At 39.0% G+C, this 24962-nt stretch carries 22 protein-coding genes; 10 read left to right on the plus strand and 12 right to left on the minus strand.

Features of this window, described 5'->3' with window-relative positions; genetic code table 11:
• Positions 1 to 3 precede the first annotated feature (3 nt).
• The 5 genes from DBR40_RS00270 to DBR40_RS00290 all read left to right on the plus strand — a co-directional run bounded on the left by DBR40_RS00270 (position 4) and on the right by DBR40_RS00290 (position 6127).
• Entirely contained in the window at positions 4 to 1515 is a 1512-nt protein-coding gene (locus DBR40_RS00270) for a DUF1501 domain-containing protein (RefSeq protein WP_124557812.1), read from the plus strand.
• Positions 1516 to 1736: 221 nt separating this feature from the next.
• Entirely contained in the window at positions 1737 to 2669 is a 933-nt protein-coding gene (locus tag DBR40_RS00275) for a sugar phosphate isomerase/epimerase family protein (protein ID WP_124557813.1), read from the plus strand.
• 7 nt (positions 2670 to 2676) lie between these two features.
• Positions 2677 to 4071, plus strand: coding sequence for a c-type cytochrome domain-containing protein (locus tag DBR40_RS00280; RefSeq protein WP_124557814.1), 1395 nt, complete (start codon positions 2677 to 2679; stop codon positions 4069 to 4071).
• A gap of 104 nt (positions 4072 to 4175) precedes the next feature.
• On the plus strand, positions 4176 to 5513 hold the full coding sequence (locus DBR40_RS00285; protein WP_124557815.1) for a GH1 family beta-glucosidase: 1338 nt from the start codon (positions 4176 to 4178) through the stop codon (positions 5511 to 5513).
• A gap of 152 nt (positions 5514 to 5665) precedes the next feature.
• Positions 5666 to 6127, plus strand: a complete 462-nt coding sequence (locus DBR40_RS00290) for a DUF2007 domain-containing protein (RefSeq protein WP_124557816.1) — start codon at positions 5666 to 5668, stop codon at positions 6125 to 6127.
• 98 nt (positions 6128 to 6225) lie between these two features.
• Here DBR40_RS00290 and DBR40_RS00295 read toward each other — a convergent pair whose 3' ends face one another.
• From DBR40_RS00295 to DBR40_RS00315, 5 genes are all read right to left on the minus strand, one after another.
• Positions 6226 to 6687, minus strand: a complete 462-nt coding sequence (locus tag DBR40_RS00295) for a lipocalin family protein (RefSeq protein WP_124557817.1) — start codon at positions 6685 to 6687, stop codon at positions 6226 to 6228.
• 78 nt (positions 6688 to 6765) lie between these two features.
• On the minus strand, positions 6766 to 7293 hold the full coding sequence (locus tag DBR40_RS00300) for a DUF3575 domain-containing protein (RefSeq protein WP_124557818.1): 528 nt from the start codon (positions 7291 to 7293) through the stop codon (positions 6766 to 6768).
• 140 nt (positions 7294 to 7433) lie between these two features.
• Positions 7434 to 9713, minus strand: a complete 2280-nt coding sequence (locus DBR40_RS00305) for an aconitate hydratase (protein WP_124557819.1) — start codon at positions 9711 to 9713, stop codon at positions 7434 to 7436.
• Positions 9714 to 9906: 193 nt separating this feature from the next.
• A complete protein-coding gene (locus tag DBR40_RS00310; protein ID WP_124557820.1) occupies positions 9907 to 12672 on the minus strand; it encodes a bifunctional aconitate hydratase 2/2-methylisocitrate dehydratase in 2766 nt (921 codons plus the stop codon).
• Between the two features lie 420 nt (positions 12673 to 13092).
• Complete coding sequence (locus DBR40_RS00315; RefSeq protein WP_124557821.1) at positions 13093 to 13749, minus strand: polysaccharide deacetylase family protein; 657 nt, start codon at positions 13747 to 13749, stop codon at positions 13093 to 13095.
• A gap of 19 nt (positions 13750 to 13768) precedes the next feature.
• On the opposite strand from DBR40_RS00315, the gene DBR40_RS00320 reads away from it, so the two are divergent.
• From DBR40_RS00320 to DBR40_RS00335, 4 genes are all read left to right on the plus strand, one after another.
• A complete protein-coding gene (locus DBR40_RS00320) occupies positions 13769 to 15181 on the plus strand; it encodes a TolC family protein (protein ID WP_233603740.1) in 1413 nt (470 codons plus the stop codon).
• A gap of 107 nt (positions 15182 to 15288) precedes the next feature.
• Positions 15289 to 16626 (plus strand): efflux RND transporter periplasmic adaptor subunit, encoded by a 1338-nt coding sequence (locus tag DBR40_RS00325; protein ID WP_124557823.1) that lies wholly within the window; start codon positions 15289 to 15291, stop codon positions 16624 to 16626.
• A gap of 74 nt (positions 16627 to 16700) precedes the next feature.
• Positions 16701 to 17699, plus strand: a complete 999-nt coding sequence (locus tag DBR40_RS00330) for an NAD(P)H-dependent glycerol-3-phosphate dehydrogenase (protein WP_233603741.1) — start codon at positions 16701 to 16703, stop codon at positions 17697 to 17699.
• 259 nt (positions 17700 to 17958) lie between these two features.
• Entirely contained in the window at positions 17959 to 18303 is a 345-nt protein-coding gene (locus DBR40_RS00335; protein WP_124557824.1) for a hypothetical protein, read from the plus strand.
• Between the two features lie 65 nt (positions 18304 to 18368).
• Here the strand turns inward: DBR40_RS00335 and DBR40_RS00340 are convergent, their stop codons facing one another.
• From DBR40_RS00340 to DBR40_RS00370, 7 genes are all read right to left on the minus strand, one after another.
• Positions 18369 to 18875, minus strand: a complete 507-nt coding sequence (locus tag DBR40_RS00340; protein ID WP_124557825.1) for a hypothetical protein — start codon at positions 18873 to 18875, stop codon at positions 18369 to 18371.
• Between the two features lie 134 nt (positions 18876 to 19009).
• Complete coding sequence (gene rimO, locus DBR40_RS00345) at positions 19010 to 20341, minus strand: 30S ribosomal protein S12 methylthiotransferase RimO (protein WP_124557826.1); 1332 nt, start codon at positions 20339 to 20341, stop codon at positions 19010 to 19012.
• A 125-nt stretch (positions 20342 to 20466) separates the two neighbouring features.
• Positions 20467 to 21429, minus strand: a complete 963-nt coding sequence (gene ftsY / locus DBR40_RS00350) for a signal recognition particle-docking protein FtsY (RefSeq protein ID WP_124557827.1) — start codon at positions 21427 to 21429, stop codon at positions 20467 to 20469.
• 83 nt (positions 21430 to 21512) lie between these two features.
• On the minus strand, positions 21513 to 21668 hold the full coding sequence (locus tag DBR40_RS00355; protein ID WP_010599808.1) for a DUF4295 domain-containing protein: 156 nt from the start codon (positions 21666 to 21668) through the stop codon (positions 21513 to 21515).
• 83 nt (positions 21669 to 21751) lie between these two features.
• Positions 21752 to 21934: a 50S ribosomal protein L33 gene (gene rpmG, locus DBR40_RS00360; protein WP_010599807.1), complete on the minus strand. Its 183-nt coding sequence runs from the start codon at positions 21932 to 21934 to the stop codon at positions 21752 to 21754.
• 44 nt (positions 21935 to 21978) lie between these two features.
• The gene (gene rpmB, locus DBR40_RS00365) at positions 21979 to 22212 is read right to left on the minus strand and encodes a 50S ribosomal protein L28 (RefSeq protein WP_010599806.1); all 234 of its coding nucleotides are present in this window, start codon (positions 22210 to 22212) and stop codon (positions 21979 to 21981) included.
• A 91-nt stretch (positions 22213 to 22303) separates the two neighbouring features.
• On the minus strand, positions 22304 to 22801 hold the full coding sequence (locus DBR40_RS00370) for a hypothetical protein (protein WP_124557828.1): 498 nt from the start codon (positions 22799 to 22801) through the stop codon (positions 22304 to 22306).
• 108 nt (positions 22802 to 22909) lie between these two features.
• Between DBR40_RS00370 and acs the strand changes: the two genes are divergently transcribed.
• Positions 22910 to 24820 (plus strand): acetate--CoA ligase, encoded by a 1911-nt coding sequence (acs, locus tag DBR40_RS00375; RefSeq protein ID WP_255420092.1) that lies wholly within the window; start codon positions 22910 to 22912, stop codon positions 24818 to 24820.
• Positions 24821 to 24962: the final 142 nt, after the last annotated feature.

The following is a 24962-nucleotide window of genomic DNA, read 5'->3' on the forward strand; positions in this document are numbered from 1 at the left end:
GTTATGACAAGAGACGAGCTAAACGCACACAGATTAATTAAGGAAGCACAAGAGGCCAATGCCCGACTGCATTCGAGGCGACATTTTTTAAAAGAAAGCGCAATGGGTTTAGGGGCTTTGGCCATGGGCTCATTACTGGGCAGTTGTGGTAATCTTTTTTCAAGTCCGCAAACTAAAATTGCTTACGATCCGGCGCATCCGTTATTGCCAAAATCGCCGCCATTGGTAGGCAAGGCAAAGAGCGTAATTTACCTGCACATGGCCGGTGCACCATCACAGTTGGAATTATTCGATTTTAAACCCGAACTAATGAAAATGGATGGTCAGGATTGTCCGCCTTCGTTACTTGCTGGTAAGAAATTTGCCTTCATTACAGGCGTACCCAAAATGCTGGGCCCACAGGCTAATTTTGCCAAACATGGGCAATCAGGAGCTTTGGTGAGCGATAACCTGCCTCACTTTTCTACCATGGTAGACGATGTAAGTTTTTTAAAAGCAGTAAAAACAGATCAGTTTAACCATGCGCCTGCACAACTTTTGGTGCATACCGGATCGCCACGTTTGGGTAGGCCGAGTATGGGTAGCTGGGTAACTTATGGTTTAGGTTCCGAAAATCAGAATTTGCCAGGCTATGTAGTGCTTACCAGCGGCGGAAGTTTTCCCGACGCCGGAAAAAGCGTTTGGGGCAGCGGCTTTCTACCTTCGGTTTATCAGGGCGTGCAATGCCGGAGCGAGGGCGATCCGGTACTCTTTATCAAAGATCCCGATGGTATGAACCGCGATTTGCGCAAAGCTTCTATCGATGCCATTAACAAAGCCAACGAACAACAATATCAGGAGTACAATGATCCCGAAATTTTATCGCGGATAGCACAATACGAAATGGCTTACCGCATGCAGATATCGGCCCCCGAGGTGATGAATATTAACGATGAACCAGCTTATATCCACGAAATGTATGGTACACAGCCAGGTAAAGCCTGTTTTGCCAATAATGTGTTGCTTGCACGCAAACTGGTAGAAAAAGGAGTGCGTTACATTCAGCTGTTCGATTGGGGTTGGGATGCACATGGCGATAATCCGAATAACTCGCTCAATATCGGCCTAAAAAATAAGTGCAGAAGCATTGACCGGCCAATTACCGCTTTGCTGCTCGATTTAAAGCAGCGCGGTCTTTTAGAAGAAACACTGGTGGTTTGGGGCGGCGAATTCGGGCGTACACCAATGATGGAAAACCGGAATGGTATTCAAAATCCGTTTAAAGGAAGAGATCACCACACCGAAGCCTTTACCATCTGGATGGCCGGTGGCGGTGTAAAAAAAGGATTTACACACGGCGAAACCGATGAAATTGGTTATAGTGCCATCAGCGGAAAAGTTGATGCTTTTGATATTCAGGCAACAATCTTAAACCAATTGGGTTTTAACCACGAACAATTTACTTACCCATTCCAGGGGCGCCCGTTTAGGCTAACTGATGTGGGCGGTAAAGTGATATCGGAGATTGTGGCTTAAAGGATAATCGATAACCAAAACCAATTAACAGTTAACAATTTGCAATAACTAATGAATGAACAAGTGAACCAATAGATAGGTTGCTCAAGCCACCACGCTTACAGTAACCCTTCAGTTCGAAATGTAGGATTTGGTAATGAACCCAATGGCTAATGAACTAATGAACTAATGAACTATTGAACGAATGAACCCTTGAACTAACGATAATGAACCAATAAAATATGTCTCAAACCAGAAGAAAATTTTTGCAAAATACAGCCGTTGTAACGGCAGCCTCATTTTTGGCACCTATTAATAATATAAATGCAAGCGAAGTTACCAATGTAAAGGCAAAAGCAGGCTACGAATTATTGTTTATGCAAACCGACTGGGGTTTTGAAGGCACGAGAGATGAATTTTGTGCAGCGGCAAAAAAAGAAGGCTACGAAGGCATTGAGGTATGGTGGCCGGGCGAAGCCAACGCCGTGAAAGAACTTTTCGATGCCGTAAAAAAGCATAAATTGGAAATAGGTTTTTTATGTGCAGGATCGCAATCGAATATTAAAGAGCATTTTGCTTCCTTTAAAAGTAGCTTAGATGCCATTTGTGCCAATACCTATCAAAAGCCGGTGTATATCAACTGCCATTCGGGTAAAGATTATTTTAGTTATGAAGAAAATAAACAGATAATTGATTATGTAACCGCCAAAAGAAAAACTTCGGGGATTCCTATTTATCATGAAACACACCGCGGAAGAATGATGTTTGCAGCACCAATTGCTAAAAACTTTGCCGAAAAAAATCCGGAAGTTAGGTTTACTTTAGATATTTCGCACTGGTGTAATGTGCACGAAAGCTTATTGTCCGATCAGAAACAAACCATAGATTTTATTTTAGAAAAAACAGATCATATCCATTCCAGGGTAGGGCATCCCGAAGGACCACAGGTTAACGATCCGCGGGCACCTGAGTGGAACAAGGTAATCGAAGCCCACCTGACCTGGTGGGATAAAGTGATTGCACGAAAAAAACAAAATGGCGAGCGAATGACCATATTAACTGAATTTGGTCCGGCCGATTATATGCCTACCTTGCCCTATACCCGTCAGCCTGTTGCCGATCAATGGGCAATAAATGTGTATATGATGAATTTATTAAGAAAGAGATACCAATAATTAAAAGATGCTAGAGTTTTTCGGTCGCTTTCACCCTGTTTTTGTACATCTTCCAATTGGTATATTGCTACTAGCCTGTATTTGTATCATTTTGTCGTTTTGGACAAGATTTTCCAGCTTAAAACCCGCACTCCCCATCATGCTTTTGCTGGGGATGCTTAGCGCTGTTGTTTCCTGCCTTACCGGATATTTTTTGGCCAATGGCGGAGATTATGACGGCAAGCTGGTGAGTAATCATCAGTGGATGGGTATTAGTGTTGCAGTTTTATCGCTTATTTTGCTGATCATTCATCAAAAGGTTAAATCCAATGTAATATTAGGAAGCATTAGTGGCGTTTTAATCATTCTGATTTCTGTTACAGGGCATTTCGGAGGTTCATTAACACATGGTGCCGATTATTTAACTGCACCGTTAAAATCTGATGGTGCGAAGGTTGGTGCAGCAATTCCGCCAATTGCCAATATTCAGGAAGCCTTTGTTTATCAGCACGCCATTCAGCCACTTTTGAAAAGCCGTTGCTATAGTTGTCATGGAAGTGAAAAACAGAAGGGCAAATTACGTCTCGATCAGGAAGTATTTATTTTAAAAGGTGGTGAAGACGGACATACGCTTGTAAAAGGCAAAGCCGATGAAAGTGAGTTGATTAAAAGGTTGTTGCTTCCTTTAACCCATGATGATCATATGGCACCGAAAGAGAAACCTCAACTAACAGCAAACGAAATTGCTTTATTAAAATGGTGGATTGATAATGGGGCAGATTTTAAAAAGAAATTTAAAGAATTGCCTCAGCCCGAAATCATCAAACCAGTTTTGGCGGCTTTACAAAAAGGCGAAACCGTAGCGGGAGAAACTACAGCCAGCGAAATTCCATCAGAAGAGGTGGGTGCAGTTGACGAGAAGGTATTGCAACAATTCACCAGTTTAGGCATCTCAGTTTTTCCGGTTGCACAGAACACCAATTATTTATCAGCGAACTTTATCAACGCCGTTTCTATGGGTAAAGAGGTTCAGGATTTGATCAAATCGATAAAAAAGCAGTTAACCTGGCTTAAATTAGAAAACGGAAAGGTTACCGACCAAACCCTCGATGCAATTAAAGATTGTAAAAACTTAACCCGCCTTAGTTTAAACTATACAGCTGTTACCGATGCCGGGTTAGCAAAACTTAAAGATTTAGAACAGCTGCAATCGCTTAGTTTGGTAGGTACAAAGATTACCGCCAACGGTATTAACCAGCTTAAAAAATCTAAAAACCTGAAGTTCCTCTATTTGTACCAAACCAATATAAACAAGGCCGATTTATTGAAAATAAAGAAACTATTGCCCAAAGTAAGTTTAGATACCGGTAATTATAAAGTGCCATTGCTGGCGCAAGACACAGCGGTTCTAAAAGCGCCATAATGATGAATTGTTTTGGTAATAAATAGGTTAAAATAACTATTGGCCTGACAATTAATGATTTGTTAATATTAAACTTGCAACTTATGGCAATTAATGGATAACAAATGATTAAGGCAAGTGATTTTGGTCCGAAATTTACCTGGGGCGTGGCTGCAGCTGCCGTGCAAATAGAAGGTGCAGCAAGCCAGTATGGCAAAGGCCCTTCTATATGGGATACTTTCGCTGCAAAAAACGGCAAAATAAAAAGGAACCATAAATTAGATCCCGCCTGCGATTTTTACCACCGGTATGTAGAGGATGTTGCAATGGTAAAACTGCTTGGTTTTAAAGTGTTCAGGTTCTCTATTGCCTGGTCGAGGATTTTGCCACACGGAAGGGGAGAAGTAAATCAGGAAGGGATCCGCTTTTACCATAACCTGATCGATGAGTGCCTTACCCAGGGGATTACGCCTTATGTTACCCTTTACCACTGGGATTTGCCTCAGGTCCTTGAAGACGAAGGAGGCTGGACCAGCTTTAGCATTAATGCAGCTTTTAATGCTTTTGTGAGCATCTGTGCGTTGGAATATGGCGATAAAGTAAAAAACTGGATTGTACTGAACGAACCTTTCGGCTACACCTCTTTGGGCTACATGCTGGGCGTACATGCTCCCGGTAAAACTGGTTTGAGCAATTTTTTTCCGGCAGTTTTGCATACAGCCCTGGCGCAGGCCGAAGGAGGCAAAATTTTACGTGCCGAGATAGCTAAAGCCAATATTGGCACTACCTATTCCTGCTCCGAAATACTGCCTTATACCCAGAGTGATAATGATATACTGGCTGCTAAACGGGTAGATTGTTTAATGAACCGTTTATTTGTCGAACCTACTCAAGGCATGGGCTTTCCAACGGCCGATTGGGATGTACTCGAGAAATTTCAGATGGAATACGGTACCTGGCGACTGCAGGATAGAATGAAGTTTGACTTCGATTTTATAGGCCTGCAAAATTATTTTCCTTTAACCGTAAAATACAATGCCTTTATCCCGGTAATACAGGCCTGGGAAGTAAAAGCTAAAGGCAGAAAAAAGCCGCATACGGCAATGGGCTGGGAAATAAATGCCGACAGCTTTTACAATATTATTAAGCAATTTGCAAGCTATCCCAATGTCAAAAATATAATGATTACCGAAAATGGTGCGGCCTATCATGATAAACTAAACAACGGAAATGTTGTTGACGCAGAGCGGATCGACTATTTTAAGCTATACTTAAGTGCTTTGTTAAAGGCTAAGAACGAGGGTATGAATATCACCGGTTATATGGCCTGGACGTTGATGGATAATTTCGAATGGGCTGAAGGTTTTAATGCACGGTTTGGCCTGGTTTACACCGATTTCCATACTTTGAAACGTACTATAAAGTATTCTGGCTACTGGTGGCAGGAGTTTTTAAAAGCCTAACATCTTCTGGTGCATAGGTTGAGGTAAGGCGTTTTTTCTTTTTAGGACCAATAATTTTGCTTTGTGGCGGTACCTTAAGTTTTGGTAACAAATCTTATAAAAATCTATCTAAGTAAAGATTTTTATATTTACGCTTACAAGAAACCTCATTAATGAACGACAGAACCATAGTTTACAGTACCTATTATAACCCCATAGAAGCCAATATTATCAAAGCCAGGTTAGAAGATAGTGGGTTTTCTTGCTTTCTTGCTGATGAAAATGTGGCTACACTTAACCCTTTATATAATCAGGCCATTGGTGGTGTTAAACTAATCGTTTTTGAAAGAGACGTGGAGGCAATTAACGCTTTGCTGGCCGAGGATCATAGTGAAACTGTTAGCCAACATAGGGATGAAGTTACCGATATGGAAGAAGATCTTAATCGTGTTGCCTGCATCAATTGTGGGTCTAAAAATGTAGGTTATGGAATGGCAACAGATCAAAAATACAGTCTTTGGGCTACCATATTAGCCTTTTTAACCTTTACTACGCCAATTCAGGCAAATAAATGTTACCACTGTTACGATTGTGGTTATGAATTTAAAGAGCCGTTAGTAAACGAAGTGGAGTAACCAAACTCAAAAGCAATAATTTAACATGACTCTAAAATAAAAAATCCCGCTTTGATTTAACAAAACGGGATTTATACGGTTTAAGTCTTTTGAGAAAATTACTTTATTCTGGTTGTCTTAATGGTTGTGTATTCTATGTATGTTCCCGAATCCTTATTCCCGATACTGGAAACATCAGTTCTTTTCAGGATTAATATATTGTTTGATATAGAAAAGGTAAAGCTGTTATGGTTAAAAGCTAAATTTCCGCTCAGGTTTAGTTTGTCTCCATTTAAGGTATACTTTACTTGAACATCTTCTATCGTATTTTGATTATTTCCGGGAAGATCTTTGAAATAGAAAATGGCATGTAAATTACCGTCTTCCTTAAATTCTAAAGTTGGCCTCGGGCTTTCTCCTTTGGTGTCATCCTGATCCTTGCCTGTGTTTTCAAAATTGGTAATGATGTAAGAATCAATTTGCCATTTTCCAACAATGGTATTGCTTGTCGTCTCATCTTTTTTGCAGGAGCTTAGGTTAATGAGGGTTAAGATCCCTAATGATAGTAATAGTTTTTTCATGAAATAATAAAGGTGTGCGTATGATAAAAAATCCCGCCCTGAATAAACAGAACGGGATTATAATAATGCTTTTATAGATTAAAAACCGAAACCAAGGGCAATACCTGTACGAAGACCAAAACCTTCAATACCTCCCTTAATATCAGGTTCGTTATTACCTTGTGTAGCTTTGTAATTACCATTATTGTAACTTGGTCCAAAGAAAATGTCGAGAACAAAACCGCTACCATATACCCATTGGCGGCCCATTACTACACCACCACCAAACGAATTGTAATTTCCTTTATCTCCGCCATCAGAAACTGTATAATCCTGATATCTCAAAAAAGGAGCTGCGTATAAGCCACTAATTGCTTTTTGTTTTAAGTAGAAACGAACTTCAGGTGTAATGGCAACACCTGTAAATTTAACGTCATCTAATTTTAAGCCAGTATAAGCCACTCCAAGTTGCAATGAAACACCGTCATTTAGTTTACGTTCGTAAAATACCGAACCTGTTTTTAATAGTGCACTTAAGGGGTTAATTTTAATCGTGTTCTGGGCATCCTGCGCTTTTGCACAAAGGAAAGTCATGGCCGTAATGGCACAAAGAAAGAGCTTTTTCATTAATTTGATTTGTTTGTTTTAGCAGGCAAAAATAGATTTATTATTGTGTTTTACAAATAAAAAATCCCGTTCTGATTTTACTCAAAACGGGATTGATATTATAAACTCAGACTTCGGACTACCGATTTCTAAATTTCAGACTAAAGCGCAGCTTTTGCGGCAGCCTCAGCTCTGATAATGTTCAATGCGCCACCAGCTTTAAACCAGTCTATTTGTTGCGCGTTGTAGCTATGGTTAACCGGGAACTGATCCGTAGTACCATCCGCATGGTGTAATACCAATGTTAATGGTTTATCAGGAGCAAACTCAGTTAAGCCTAAAATGTCGATCGTATCATCTTCTAAGATTTTATCGTAATCATCTTTATCGGCAAAAGTTAAGCCAAGCATACCTTGTTTTTTAAGGTTGGTTTCGTGGATACGGGCAAAAGATTTAACCAATACTGCACGAACACCTAAATGACGAGGCTCCATCGCTGCGTGCTCGCGAGATGACCCTTCACCATAGTTTTCATCACCAACAACAATAGAACCCAAGCCTGCAGCTTTGTAATCGCGTTGCGTAGCCGGAACAGGGCCATATTCGCCCGTTAATTCGTTTTTAACGGTATCTGTTTTATCGTTGAAGTAATTAACTGCACCAATTAACATGTTGTTAGAAATGTTATCTAAGTGACCACGGAATTTTAACCACGGACCAGCCATCGAAATATGATCGGTTGTACATTTTCCTTTGGCTTTAATTAATAATTTTAAGCCTTTAAGGTCAGTACCTTCCCAAGGTGTAAACGGATCTAGCAATTGTAAACGGTGCGAGGTTGGCGAAACCAGAACTTCTACTTTCGAACCATCAGCAGCCGGGGCCTGATAACCTGCATCTTCTACAGCAAAGCCCTTAGTAGGTAATTCATAACCGGTAGGCGGGTCTAGTTTAACCTGCTCGCCTTTATCGTTTGTTAAAGTGTCTGTTAACGGGTTAAATCCTAAATTACCCGAAATGGCTATCGCCGCCACCATTTCTGGCGAAGCTACAAATGCGTAAGTATTTGGGTTACCATCGGCGCGTTTAGCAAAATTTCTGTTAAACGAGTGTACAATGGTATTTTTTTCTGCTTTTTCTGCACCCGTACGATCCCACATACCTATACATGGTCCGCAAGCGTTGGTAAAGATAGTCGCATTTAAATCTTCGAAAGTTTTTAAATAGCCATCGCGGTCTGCAGTATAACGAACCTGCTCTGAACCCGGGTTAATACCAAATTCGGCTTTTGTTACTAAACCTTTAGCAATGGCCTGGTTGGCAATAGATGCTGCTCTCGATAAATCTTCGTAAGAAGAGTTGGTACAAGAACCAATTAAACCCCATTCTACTTTTAATGGCCAGCCATTTTTCTCTGCTTCAGTTTTCATTTGCGAAACCGGAGTAGCTAAATCTGGTGTAAAAGGACCGTTTAAGTAAGGTTCTAAAGTATCTAAATCAATCTCAATAACCTGATCGAAATAGTTTTCAGGATTGGCATAAACTTCATCATCACCTGTTAAATATGCAGCAATTTTGTTGGCTTCATTGGCCACTTCGTTTCTGCCTGTGGCGCGTAAATAACGCTCCATGCTCTCGTCGTAGCCGAAGGTAGAAGTAGTTGCACCGATTTCAGCTCCCATGTTACAAATGGTACCTTTACCAGTACAGCTCATCGATGTAGCTCCATCGCCAAAATATTCTACAATTGCGCCTGTACCACCTTTTACAGTTAAAATACCAGCAACTTTAAGTATCACATCTTTGGCAGCAGTCCAGCCGTTTAATTTACCGGTTAACTTTACACCGATTAATTTAGGGAATTTGAGCTCCCATGGTAAACCAGCCATAACATCGCAGGCATCAGCACCACCAACACCAATGGCAACCATACCTAAACCACCTGCATTTACAGTGTGCGAGTCGGTACCAATCATCATTCCACCCGGAAATGCGTAATTTTCTAAAACAACCTGGTGAATAATACCTGCACCTGGTTTCCAGAAACCGATGCCGTATTTGTTGGACACAGATGATAAGAAATCAAAAACTTCTGCACTCTCGGTTTTGGCATGAGGTAAATCTATTGCAGCACCTTCTTTAGCCGTAATTAAGTGATCGCAGTGAACCGTAGAGGGAACAGCAACCTGCGGACGACCTGCCTGCATAAACTGCAATAATGCCATCTGTGCTGTTGCATCTTGCATCGCTACACGGTCTGGTGCAAAATCTACATAGTCAGACCCACGTTTAAACGCCGTTTTAGGATCTCCATCCCAAAGGTGTGCATACAATATTTTTTCAGATAAGGTTAAAGGTCTGCCAACAACTTTGCGTGCAGCCTCAACGCGGCTGCCAAAGTTTGCATAAACCTTTTTAATCATGTCTATATCAAAAGCCATACTTTAATTTTTTATAATTATTGTCAATAAGGTACTATCTAAATTACACAATTTTAAACACACTTATTTTTGAGATTTGTCATAATGTGTTATTTAAAACCATTCTATGCAACTATTTTTACAAAAGAAAAGGCTATCTGAAATCTCAGATAGCCTTTTCGTGTATTTAACAAATGATATGTTTTTTTGTTTCTTATTGTTTGGTAGAAATAGGGGTAAACTTGGTTAAGTTGATGCCTTCTACCGCTACTTTATATTCTTCAATGCTTGGAATACGACCTAGGATAGCTGAAAGAACAACTACCGGCGTAGATGCCAGTAAAGACTCTCCTTTTTTACCATCTTTATCTTCTACTACACGGCCCTGGAACAAGCGAGTTGAAGTAGCCATTACCGTATCACCTTTAGCCGCTTTTTCCTGGTTACCCATACAAAGGTTACAACCCGGACGCTCTAAATACATAATGTTTTCGTACTCGGTACGCGCTGTGCTTTTAGGTAATGCATCGCTGAACTCGAATCCAGAATATCTTTGTAAATATTCCCAATCACCTTCTGCTTTCAATTCATCAATGATATTGTAAGTCGGAGCTGCAACTACCAATGGTGCTTTGAATTCTACTTTACCAGTTTGTGTCTCTATGTTTTTTAACATTTGAGAAACGATTTTCAAGTCATCCTTATGCACCATGCATGAGCCAACGAAACCAAGGTCTACTTTTTTATCGCCACCGTAGAAAGTTAAATCTCTAATGGTATCATGCGTATAACGTTTAGAAACATCGGCGTTATTCACATCCGGATCGGCAATCATTGGTTCCTGAATCAGATCAAGATCAATTACTACTTCAGCGTAATATTTGGCGTTATCGTCTGGTGTTAAAGCTGGTTTGATACCAGTTTTAATTTCCTCAATGCGTTTATTTGCTTTATTAATCAAACCTTGTAAAACCTGGTTATGGTTGTCCATACCCTTGTCTATCATGATTTGAATACGGTTTTTGGCAATTTCTAAAGACTGGATTAAAGTATCGTCCTGAGAAATACAGATTGAAGCTTTTGCTTTCATCTCTGCGGTCCAGTCTGTAAAAGTAAAGGCCTGGTCAGCTAATAAAGTACCAATATGCACCTCAATAATCCGACCCTGGAATACGTTTTCGCCATCAAACTGCTGCAACATCTGCAATTGCGTAGCATGAACCACATCACGGAAATCCATGTGTTGTTTCATTTCACCTTTGAACGTAACTTTTACCGACTCCGGAATTGGCATAGATGCCTCGCCAGTTGCCAGTGCTAAAGCTACCGTACCAGAATCGGCACCGAAAGCTACACCTTTAGACATACGGGTATGCGAGTCGCCACCGATAATAATTGCCCACTCATCAATGGTGATGTCGTTCAGTACTTTGTGAATAACGTCGGTCATTGAATGATAAGTACCTTTAGGGTCACGGGCTGTAATCACACCAAAGTCGTTCATAAACTTCATCAGTTTAGGGATGTTTGCCTGTGCTTTTTTATCCCAAACAGATGCCGTATGGCAACCTGACTGATAAGCGCCATCAACAATCGGAGAAATAACTGTAGCAGCCATTGCCTCTAATTCCTGAGCAGTCATTAAACCGGTAGTATCTTGCGAACCTACAATGTTTACTTCTACACGAACATCAGAACCGGCATGTAGAATCTTACCTGGGGTTAAACCTACAGCGTTTCTATTGAATATCTTTTCTACAGCAGTTAAACCCTGACCTTCGATAGATACTTCTTTAGCCGGAGCAAATACCAACTGAGCCTCGATACCTAAAGTTTTGGCCGCAAATGTTTGGATTTTTTTACCGAAAACGATGGCATAAGAACCACCTGCTTTGATAAATTCCATTTTTTGAGGAGTCAATGCTTTTGCAATATCAATCAGCTCCTGATCTCCGCTGTATAATTTTTTAGTTTTTGTATTGATGGTAAGTACAGTTCCGGTTTCAACAGAAAATGCTTGCTCTAAAACAGGTTCATCATTTTCATTGCGAACAACATTACCGTTCTCGTCAGTTTTCTTTACCCAGTTTTTAAGGTCGATACCAATACCGCCGGTTACATCAACTGTGGTTAAGAAAATTGGCGAAATACCATTGGTACCACCTACAATTGGTGCAATGTTTACAAAAGGAACATAAGGGCTCGATTGTTTACCTGTCCAAAGTGCCACATTGTTTACGCCCGACATACGTGAAGAACCTACGCCCATGGTGCCTTTTTCGGCTACCAGCATCACACTTTTATCGGGGTGTTGTGCCTGTAACGCGCGAATTTGTTCCTGAGCTTCTGGTGTAATCATGCATTTACCATGCAATTCGCGATCTGAACGCGAGTGCGCCTGGTTACCTGGAGATAATAAATCAGTAGAAATATCGCCAATACCAGCAATAAAGGTTACCACTTTAATTTCTTCAGCAACAGCAGGCAATTCTGTAAAGAATTCGGCTTTAGCGTAACTTTCTAATATTTCTTTAGCAATGTCATTGCCATTGTTATAAGCTTCTTTTAAACGATCAGTATCAGCATCGTACAAGAAAACCTGTGTTTTAAGTACATCTGCTGCTTTATGGGCTTTATCACCATTATCAGCCAAAGCAATATCCAATAAAACTTTGATAGAAGGGCCACCCTTCATGTGTGATAACAGTTCGAAAGCAAAATCAGGTGTAATTTCTGCAACAACAGCTTCACCGGTAATAATTTCTTTTAAGAATTGTGCTTTTACACCAGCTGCAGCGGTAGTGCCCGGCAGGGTATTGTAGATGAAAAAATTAACAGCATCTGCTCTGTTAAAATTATTTACATTTTTGATCTGATCGATGATTTCGCTCAATAATTCGGCGCCATCAATAGGTTTAGGGTGAAGACCTTGGGTTTTTCTCTCCTCAATCTCCTGGATATAATCGTTATAAATACTCATCTTAGATATTTTATTCTTTTTTCGCTAAGTTTTGCGTAATAAAATACACCTTTCCCAAAAGAATACTATTATTTGTAATTAATTTGTGGTTATCGACCAAAAAAAATGAATTTTTGGATAAAACAAAAATAACAAAAAGCAAGCTTTAAATGTAATTTAAGCAGGCAATTGCGCAATTTGGAATTGTTCTAAACTATGAAATTTAGTGTTAATGACAAGTCATAAAACGCAACAATCACATCGAAAGATTAACCAGGTAAATGATTGGTAATTGCTTCAAAACTTTAGTATTTCTTGATTTCATAACCGTTCATTACCGTACAGTTTTGTCCGTTTTTGAACAGCTGAAAATTGACTACCTGACTAAAAGCTTGTTTTTGCCAGTTACGGTAGGTATAAACAGTTCTGGCATAACTATCGCTAAAGTGTAGCGAAAGTGAAACCCCTTTCAGTAAAATAGGCTAAAACTTTGGGAAGTGCGTATGCTAAACGGTCGAATGCTTTTAAACTATCGTGAAAAACAATTATAGAGCCGTTTTCGGTATGTTTAATCACGTTTTTATAGCATTTTTCGGGCGAAAGATTAATGTCGAAATCGCCACTGAGCACATCCCACATTACAATTTGCAGTTGGGAGTTTTCAGTTTTCAGTTTGGAGTCAGACTCCGGACTCCAAACTAACGATTCCAAACTCTTAACCTGGCTCTTTTTAATTCTCCCATAAGGTGGCCGGAAAAGATTGGTTTGGGTAAGTTCCTGGCATTTTAGTGTGTTTTGAAGGTAGGTTTCATCATCGGTTTTCCACCCTTTTAAATGATTGAAAGTGTGGTTACCAATGGCATGCCCATCGGTTTTTACACGTTCAAAAACTTCGGGGTGTTTTACAATATTGTCGCCGATGCAAAAAAATGTAGCTTTTGCATTAAAGACTTTTAAAGTTTTTAATACAAAATCTGTAACATTGGGTATGGGTCCATCGTCAAAGGTCAGATAAATAACTTTTTCGGTGCGGGATTTATTCCATAACAGTGATGGGTAATACCATTTTAGCAGAAGCGGTGATTTGATCAGGTACATTTAAGCTCAAAGTTAGTAAATGCCTGTACAGATTGAAATTATTAAAGTTGTTTATATAGATTTGAAACAAATTATGAAGATGTTTACCAAGAAGAAGTTTATTACCGGTTTTACTTTTGTTGCTGCGCTCGGTTTTGTCAATATTGTCAATGCCCAACAAGTAATCACCATTCAGCAAGCTGTTGAAAATACTTTAAAAAATAACCTGACCATTAAACAAGCCCAATTCAGCGCTGCTATAACTGAGGAAAATTTAACACAATCAAAATATGCGCTTTATCCTAATTTAAATGCAAGCGTAAATCCTAATTTAACGTTTGGACGTGGTTTGGATCAAACAACTTTCCAGGTTACCAATCAAACATCGCTATACACAAGTGGTAATTTGAGTACTAATGTTGATTTATTTCAGGGTTTTACCAAAATAAACCAAATCAGACAGAACAAAATTCTTTTAGATGCTGATAAAAGTAATATAGAAAAGGTTAAAAACGATTTGATTTTAAATGTAGTTAATGCCTATCTTCAGGTGTTATATAATACAGATCTGGAACGTGCTTCTAAAGACCAATTGGATATTGCCAGAAAAACCTTAGCCCGGGAGAATGCCTTGCTTGATGCGGGGAACAAAACACTGGCTGATGTTTCTCAGGCTAAATCTCAGGCAGCTACTGCTGAGCTTAACTTAACGAATGCACAAAATGCACTTTCAATTTCATACCTAACATTAGGACAGTTAATGGAAATGCAGCCCAGCCAAAAATTTGTTGTACAGGCACCTTTAATTGATAACATTAAAACAGCATCAACAACTGTAAGTGCTGAAGAAATTTATAACAATGCACTGAATATTTTTCCTGATATTAAGCTGGCCAGTTTAAGAGCGTTAGCTGCAAAGCAAGCCATCGCTGTGGCAAAGGGAGCATATTCGCCTTCACTAAGCCTGGGTGCAGGATTAAATACCTCGTATTCTTATCAATTTAACTATAACGGACTAACTCCTCAAGCTTCATTCGCAGATCAAATAGATCAAAGATTAGGACAAAGCATAGGTATGAGCCTTCAAATTCCTATTTTTAATGGTTTTACTGCCCGCTCAAGTGTACGTAAAGCTAAAATTACTTACCAGAATAATTTAGTTCAGGAACAACTGGCTAAGAATAATCTGAATAAAGTTATTTTTCAGGCTACCACCGATTTAAAGGCAGCTGAAAGCCGTTATGCTTCTACCCAAAATGCTTTTAATGCGCAAAAAGATGCTTTTTACGTAGTTGAACAACGTTACAATGTAGGTTTGGTAAACTCATTAGATTATAGTACAGCCCAAACCAATAGAAACAAGGCGGAAATAGATTTTATACAAGCAAAATATGACCTTATTTTTAGGGCTAAGGTTATTGATTACTACTTAGGTAAACAAATTACTTTTTAAGGCTTAAATAAAGGTAAAACCCTTTGGGTTTAGGGCCTAACATTGCAACGTTTTAACCTTAAAACATTACAACTTTAATAAAACAAACGAAATACAATAGATAAATTATGAAACTGAAGCATATTATTATTACCGTAGTTGCTATCGTAGCGCTGCTGGTTGTACTCAAACTAGCTGGTGTAATTGGTGGCGATAAAACCGAAAAAGTAACTACAGAAAAAGCATCAGATAAAACTGTTGTGGAAACAGTTACGGCAAGCGGTAAAATCCAGCCAGAAACCGAGGTTAAATTAAGCTCTGAGGTATCGGGTGAGGTGGTAGAACTAAAAGTTAAAGAAGGCGATATTGTTAAGGCAGGCCAATTACTTTGTAAAGTACGTCCGGATGTATTGCAATCGGGTTACGAAAGAACTGTGGCAAGTTTTAATGCACAAAAAGCCAGCGTAGCTGCAGCGCAACAACAGCTTGCTCAAAACCAGGCTAATTTCGTTAATGCAGAGGCTACCTATAAACGTAATGTAGAGCTTTTTAATAAAAAGGTAATTTCGGCTTCAGAGTTTGATTCGGCTAAAGCTGCATTTTTAACTGCTAAAGCTAATTTAGCCAGTGCAAAAGAAAATGTAACCGGTGCAAGGTTTACTTTAGAGCAAACAGGTGCAAATGTTAAAGAAGCAGGTGCTAACTTAGCTAAAACTACCATTTATGCACCTGTTGATGGTGTGGTGTCTAAATTATCAATCGAGTTGGGCGACCGTATTTTAGGAACTTCGCAAATGGCGGGTACCGAAATTATGCGTATTTCTAATTTATCATCAATGGAAGTTAATGTTGATGTAAATGAGAACGACATTACACGTGTTAAGGTTGGCGATAAAGCTTCAATTGAAGTTGATGCCTTCTCTGATAAAAAATTCAGAGGTGTGGTTACCGAAATTGCAAGTTCTTCAACAGCGGTTGGAACTGCAGTATCTACTTCTGTTGATCAGGTAACCAACTTCTCGGTAAAAATCAGGATCAGCGAAGAAATGGAAGGTAAGCAACAATCTATTTTCCGTCCGGGTATGTCGGCAACAGTTGATATAGAAAGCGAATCGTTAACTGGCTTAGCCATTCCTATTCAGTCAGTATTTACTGATAATGCAAAATCGGGTAGTAACAATAACCAGGGCAATCAGGAAAATACCGATAAACAGAAATCAAAACTTACTGATAAAAAGGTTAAGCAATATGTTTATACTTACGATGCTAAAAGCAAAAAAGTTAAAAAGGCAGAAGTAACTACAGGTATCCAGAACGATCAGTTTATCATTGTAAAATCGGGTGTTAAAGCTGGCAACGAAATCGTAACCGGTCCTTATTCTGCTATTCAGAACAAATTGAAAGATGGTATGGTTGTAGAAAAAACATCTAAAGACCAATTGTTTAGCAAAGAGGCTAAGAAGTAAGGTATATTTAACCATAATAAATAATTAAATTGTCCCGGTTTAAAACATTAAACCGGGATTTTTATTTTATAATCATGGTACCTAAAATAGCAATGATAGGGGGCGGGAGCTGGGCTACTGCCATCGTAAAAATGCTTGCAGATAATTTATCTGAGAAAGAAATTTTTTGGTGGATGCGTAACGAGACGGCCATTGAACACATTAAAAAATTTAAACACAATCCGCATTACCTCAGTTCTGTTGAGTTAAAACTCGATCAGGAAAATATCTCGTCTGATATCAGTTCGATTATCAAATCGGCTGATTTCGTTATTTTAAACGTGCCTGCAGCCTTTTTAAAGGAAACATTATCAACTATAACACCTGCCGATTTAAAAGGCAAGAAAATAGTATCTGCCATTAAGGGCATTGTACCTGAAGATAACCTGATAATCGGTGAATTTTTGCACGAAAAATACGATATTCCTTACCACGATATTTTGGTGGTTAGCGGACCGTGCCATGCCGAAGAAGTGGCTTTAGAGAAATTATCTTATCTTACTATAGCCTGTACAGATACGGAAAAAGCATCGGTGTTTGCGTCAATTTTAAATACCCGTTACATTAAAACCAATGTTTCTGACGATATTTTCGGAACAGAATACGCTGCGGTTTTAAAAAATATTTATGCAGTAGCCAGCGGCATTTGCCACGGCATTGGTTATGGCGATAATTTTCAGGCAGTGCTTATTAGCAACGCTATACGAGAAATAAAGCGCTTTGTAGATGTGGTGCATCCCATTGATCGCGATATTAAAGAATCGGCCTATTTGGGCGATTTATTGGTGACGGCCTACTCGCAGTTTAGCCGCAACCGCACCTTTGGTAACATGGTTGGGAAGGGTTATACCGTAAAATCGGCACAGTTAGAAATGAACATGGTGGCCGAAGGTTATTATGCAGCAAAATGTATGCACATCAAAAACCAGGAGTATAATGTAGATATGCCCATCTGTAAGGCTGTTCACAGCATCATTTACGAGAAACGTTCGCCACAAATAGAAATGAAATTATTGGCCGAAAAATTGAATTAAGCCGGGCTTCCCTGCGCTTCAAAAAAATGTAAAGCAAGTTTCGTGCTCGTCGGCTACGATAGCCCTTCTTTCCGCTACTATCTTTTTGTATGGTTAAGTTAATCTGCTGCTATAACATTACCTAAGTGCTTAACAATCTTTCTTGCTTTGCTGGCCATTACAAAAAGTATAGCCGCTTCAATAAGGTTTATTTAATTTATGGCTGTGCACCAAACAAAAATCAAATGGTGCTGTTATCATAAAAAATAATATAGCTGTCATGAAAAAGAAATTTGTAATGGGTTTATTGGCAATGGCCTTAATTGGCGGTGTAACCCTTAGCGTAAACGCACAAGAAAAGAAGAAAACCGAAGTCGGTAAGGCATTAGACCATACTGGTAAAGCCATTAGTAAAGGAGCCAAATCTGTTGGCAATAAAACCGCCGAAGTTGCTGTAAAAGGTAGCTCGAAGGTAGCCGATAAAACCTGGAAAGGTAAAATGGCACCCGATGGTTCGGATGTTTACATTAACGGAAAGAATGAAAAATATTATGTAAACGCTAAAGGCGCCAAAATCTGGTTAAAAGCAAGCCAGATTAAAGACAGGCCTGCACCTAAAAACTAGATAAAAAAACTCCCGGTCAACGATCGGGAGTTTTTTCATTAAAAAGGGGAACGATTGACTAACGATTATGAAATTTTTAGTCTGTAAATGGTATCCAGATAAGAATTTGTACCCGTTTGGATTTCTTTTGGTGCCTCTGTTTTATCAATCAGTAATTTTTCGACCATATTATTGGTTACTTTTAAATTAAGCTCATATAGCTTGTTATCGCCAAGCTTAAGGTAAAAGGTTTGATCAATGCTTTTAGATAAATAAGGTATTTCGCTCGAAATAAGCTGATAATAATCTATTTTAAGATTAGTGGTATAGGCAAAAGGCTGACGTATTTCAAAATTGATCTGTTTGATCACGTTCTTGGCATCTTTGGAATAAAGCTGTATCTGGGTTTTATCAAAGTAACCTTTAGTTTTGGGGTTGAGTAAATCAACATCCGCACTATTTTTAATCACCAGGCTTAAAGGCGGGTTTATAACTGGCGAACAAGCACACAAGCCGCCACCGCCAATGTTTTCTTTTTTGCAGCCTAAACTAACAATAAAAATAACAGAGAGGATAATCAGAAATTTTTTCATAGTTCTTTTATGGTTTTTTAATTAAACGCATAAACTATGCTTTTCGCTACAGAGCAATTGATGATTAAAAAAATAGCTTAAAAAACAAAAATCCCGAAAGCAGCGCCCCGGGATTTTTAATCAGTTATATTTTATTAAACAATTGTTCCGTATAAGTCGAAATCCTCGGCTCTATCAACCTTAACGTTAACAAAGCTTCCGTTGGCAGCATAACCTGTAGCGGCATCAATTAACACTTCATTATCTACCTCAGGCGAATCGAATTCGGTTCTGCCCACAAAGAAATCGCCTTCTTTTTTATCAATGAGTACTTTAAAGGTCTTGCCTACTTTTTCCTGGTTAATATCAAATGAAATGCCTTGCTGAATTTCCATGATATCATCAACACGCTGTTGTTTCACTTCTTCAGCTACATCATCAACCAAAGTATGGGCATGTGTTTTTTCTTCGTGTGAGTAAGTGAAACAGCCTAAACGATCAAATTTAGTTTCGGCAACCCATTCTTTCATTTCTTCAAAATCGCGTTCAGTTTCGCCCGGATAACCGCATATTAAAGTGGTACGCATGGCAATATTTGGCACCTTGTCGCGAATTTGGTTAACCAGATCGATGGTTTTCTGCTTGGTGGTACCACGGCGCATCGATTTGAGCATGTTATCGGTAATGTGCTGTAGCGGCATATCCAGATATTTGCAAATGTTGTCGCGTTCATTCATGGCATCTAAAATTTCCATCGGAAAGCCAGAAGGATAGGCGTATTGCAGGCGGATCCATTCAATGCCTGGCACATCCGACAAACGGCGCATTAGTTCATCTAACTTACGAACACCGTATAGGTCTAAACCATAATAAGTAAGATCCTGGGCAATTAATATCAGCTCTTTGGTTCCGTTTTTAGCCAATATCTTGGCTTCGTTAACCAATTCTTCCATTGGCTTGCTCATGTGCTTGCCACGCATCAGCGGAATAGCGCAAAACGAACATGGACGGTTACAACCCTCGGCTATTTTAAAATAAGCAAAATGAGATGGGGTAGTGAGTAAACGTTCGCCAATAAGCTCGTGTTTGTAATTGGCACCCAACTCGTGCAATATGTTTTGTAAATCGTTGGTGCCAAAAAAAGCATCAACGTTGGTAATTTCTGATTCAAGTTCGGGTTTATAGCGCTCAGATAGGCAGCCTGTGACCACAACCTTGCCAATTTTACCGGCCTCTTTAAGCTCGCTGAATTGCAGAATGGTATCAATCGATTCTTGCTTGGCATTATCGATAAAACCGCAGGTATTAATTACCACGATATCATCCTTGCCCATTTTATCAGATTCGTGGGTAACGTTGAGGTTGTTGCCACGCAACTGACCCATCAATACTTCTGAATCGTATATGTTTTTAGAGCAACCCAAAGTTATTACATTGATTTTAGGTTGTTTAGCTGTTGTTTTACTGCGTACTACTTTAGTATTCATCTTTTACACTTAATCTTTACTGTTATTATAAGTAAGGAGATCGTCACCCTGAATTTATTTCAGGGTCTTTAATTTTAAAACAAGAGATGCTGAAATAAAATCAGCATGACGAATGTTTTGATCGGTTACTTAAATAAACTATTCACAAACTCCTTTTTATCGAAGAGTTGTAAGTCGTTTATCTTTTCGCCTACGCCGATATATTTAACCGGAATTTTAAACTGATCCGAGATCCCGATTACCACGCCACCTTTAGCTGTTCCATCTAATTTCGTAATGGCTAAAGCGTTTACATCGGTAGCTTCGGTAAACTGTTTACACTGTTCAAAGGCATTCTGGCCAGTCGAGGCATCCAGTACCAATAATATTTCATGTGGCGCACCTGGAACCACTTTTTGCATTACCTGTTTAATTTTGCCCAACTCGTTCATCAAACCAATTTTGTTATGCAAACGGCCGGCAGTATCGATAATTACTACATCTTCGTTGTTGGCGACAGCTGATTGTAGGGTGTCGAAAGCTACAGAGGCAGGATCTGATCCCATGGCCTGGGCTACAACTCTTACGCCTACGCGCTCTCCCCAAAGTTTAATCTGATCAACTGCGGCAGCTCTGAAAGTATCGGCAGCACCTAAAACAACTTTAAGTCCCGATTCTTTAAGTTTATGAGCCAGTTTACCAATGGTAGTGGTTTTACCTACCCCATTTACACCAACAACCATAATTACATAGGGCTTGTGGTTGCCATATTCAAACTGGCGGAAATCGTTACTGTTGTTTTCTGATAACAGCAATTGAATTTCATCACGTAAAATAAAATTCAGTTCAGACGTGTTCAGGTATTTATCCCGCGAAACACGGTCTTCAATACGTTTAATGATTTTTAAGGTTGTACTTACTCCTACATCAGAGGTTACCAGAACTTCTTCCAGGTTATCGAGTACCTCATCATCAACAGAAGATTTTCCGGCAACAGCTTTGGTAATTTTATTAAAGAAACCGTCTTTTGTTTTCTCTAAACCCTTATCTAAGGCTTCCTGAGCCTCAGGTGCAGTTTCTTTCTTTTTGAAAAAATCAAATAAACCCATATCTAAATTTTATATAACAAAAAAAGCCCTTCCGGTTAAAGCGGAACGGCCTGTAATATTTTCAATATTAAAAAATATTAACCTTATTTAGATGCAATAGCATCTTTTACGTGGTCGTTGTGTACGATAAGCTCTTTGAATGAGTAAGCACCAGTTTTAGGTGATTTTACCATTGTAATTACTTTCGAATATTCTTTACCTGTACCTGTTTTAAGGGTTGCAACTACTTTCTTTGCCATGTTCTTATAATTTTAATGATCGAATGATAGATGGATAGAATGGAAGGGCATACCCTAAACCTTCTACCTTTACACCCTCAACCTTATTTAATCTCTTTATGTACGGTTACTTTTCTCAATACCGGGTTGAATTTTTTCAATTCTAAACGCTCAGTAGTGTTTTTACGGTTTTTGGTAGAAATGTACCTAGACATACCTGGCATGCCACTTTCTTTGTGCTCAGTACATTCTAAAATAACCTGAACTCTGTTACCTTTTTTTGCCATTTTAATATTAATTGTAAACTGTTAATCTCAACAGTTAATGTTTTTTACAAAAATCCTTTTTTTACGAAACGGTTGATTGCTTCGCTAATACCCACTTTATTGATGGTTTTAATCGCTGAAGTAGAAACTTTCAACGTAATCCAACGGTCTTCTTCAGGGATATAAAATTTCTGAAGTTTCAAATTCGGATAAAATTTGCGTTTGGTTTTAACGTTCGAGTGTGATACGTTATTACCTTTCATTGCCATTTTTCCTGTTAAATCACAAACTCTTGACATGACTTGTAAATATAGTTGTTAAATATCGTCGCTTAATTTTTTTAAGAGTGTGCAAATATCTGAATAATAATTGTAAAAGGCAAGAGCCTAGCTAATTATTTTTATATTTTATATCAACATCCCATCTTCCTGCTTCCTTTAATTCAAAATCTATGTATTCAGTACCGGCATGCATTCGCAACCGTAATGGAAAATTAATGTTGGTGAGCGTATAAAAATTTTGTGAAGTCGATTTTTTGTCCACTTTTATGTTGTCATATCCACCATTCAAAACCTCAATATTGTCAAATACCGGTCCGGTTTCACTTTTTGCTTCTACCGATTCTGATTTTCCTACAACTCCGTAGGCCGTTGAATTATTATTGATAGCATTTAGTTTTTTTTTGCCAATGGTAATGTAAACAATGTGGCCTGTCTTCTTACTTTTACGAATCTCAACTGACTCTATATTTTTTGATTTCCCCAAAACTTTATAGGTTGTGGTTTTAATCGTGTCGGTTTTATTTGTTAAATGAAGGCGAGTGTTGCCGAAAGTTCTATTCCCCATTACCATGCAGAATAGAAGAAGTGATAAAGCGATATTTTTCATATATCAAAAATAATTATTTTTGATCAAACGTTTGATATTTATTTTGATACGATTTAACTATTTCTCCTTGTTATTATTTATTTAAATTAGCCGCCACTAATCCAAAATATAAAACGAGCAATGCAAATTACATCTTTTAAGCAATACGAAGAAGATTATAAGAAAAGCGTAGAAAACCCTGAACAGTTTTGGGGTGAGGTTGCGCAAAATTTTCAATGGCGCAAACCTTGGTTCAAGGTGTTATCGTGGAACTTTAACGAACCGAATATCAAATGGTTCGAAGGGGCTAAGCTTAATATCACTGAAAATTGTTTAGATCGTCATCTTGCGCTCAATGGCGATAAACCAGCTATTGTCTGGGAACCGAATAACCCGGAAGAAGAGTCGGTTACCTATACCTACAAAATGTTGCACGAGCGCGTTTGCCGCTTTGCCAACGTATTAAAACGCAATGGTGCCAAAAAAAGCGATCGTATTTGTATTTACATGCCTATGGTGCCCGAGCTGGCTATCGCAGTTTTGGCTTGTGCACGTATCGGTGCTGTTCACTCGGTTATTTTCGGTGGTTTTTCTGCCAAATCTATTGCCGATCGTATTAATGATTCGAAATGTAAACTGGTAATTACTGCTGATGGTTCGTACCGCGGCAACAAACAGATTCCACTTAAAGATGTAATAGACGATGCTTTAATTGGCTGTCCAACTGTAGAAAAATGTATTGTATTAACGCATATCCGCACTCCTGTTTCGATGCTAAAAGGGAGGGATGTATGGTGGGAAGATGAGGTAAAACACGTTAACGACATTTGTGAAGCAGAAGAAATGGATGCAGAGGATATGCTTTTCATCCTTTACACTTCCGGTTCTACCGGCAAGCCTAAAGGTGTGGTACATACCTGTGGTGGCTATATGGTGTATGCAGGTTATACTTTCTCAAATGTATTTAACTATAAGCCGGGCGAAGTTTATTTCTGTACAGCAGATATTGGCTGGATTACCGGTCACTCTTACATTGTTTACGGGCCACTTTCGCAAGGTGCTACTTCTGTATTGTTCGAGGGAATACCTACCTATCCAACGCCATCACGTTTTTGGGATGTTGTAGAAAAACACAAAGTAAATACTTTATATACTGCGCCAACCGCTATCCGCTCTTTAATGAGTTACGGCGATGAACCATTAAATGGAAAAGATCTTAGTAGCATCAGGGTATTGGGATCGGTAGGAGAGCCAATTAACGAAGAAGCGTGGCATTGGTTTGATGAGAAAATTGGTAAGGGAAATGCACCAATAGTAGATACCTGGTGGCAAACTGAAACCGGGGGGATTATGATTTCGCCAATTGCAACTGTAACCCCAACAAAACCAAGTTTTGCTACTTTGCCTTTACCCGGTATTCAACCCATTTTAGTTGATGAGAACGGCAAGGAAGTAGAAGGAAACGATGTAATGGGTAACCTGTGTATTAAGTTCCCATGGCCGGGTATGTTGCGTACCACTTATGGCGACCATGAGCGTTGCAAACAGACTTATTTTTCTACTTACGAAAACCTATATTTCACAGGTGATGGTTGTTTACGCGATGCCGATGGTTATTACCGTATTACTGGCCGCGTTGATGATGTATTAAACGTTTCGGGGCACCGGATTGGTACTGCCGAGGTAGAAAATGCAATTAACATGCACGCTGGCGTAGTTGAAAGTGCCGTTGTGGGTTATCCACATGATGTAAAAGGACAGGGTATTTATGCCTTCGTAATTTATCCTGAAATGCATGGCGAAGCCGATTTATCGAAAAAGGATATCCTGCAAACCGTTACCCGTGTAATTGGTGCGATTGCCAAGCCCGATAAGATTTTATTTGTATCTGGATTACCAAAAACCCGGTCGGGTAAAATAATGCGTAGGATATTACGTAAAATAGCCGAAGGTGATACTAGTAATTTAGGCGATACATCTACTTTGTTAGATCCTGCGGTGGTAGAAGAAATTATCGAAGCAGCCAAAGCCTTAAAATAGTTTTTAAAAACGATAAATATTACCTGTCCCCGGAAACTCCGGGGGCTTTTTTTTGCTCAAAATTTTAAATAGGAGTGAAGTATCTGTTTTATTTCAAAACAATAGCAGGCTATAGCTGTTTTTTAAAGTATAACATTAACAT

The sequence above is a fragment of the Pedobacter sp. KBW01 genome (genome assembly GCF_003852395.1).
Classification (GTDB): Bacteria; Bacteroidota; Bacteroidia; order Sphingobacteriales; family Sphingobacteriaceae; genus Pedobacter.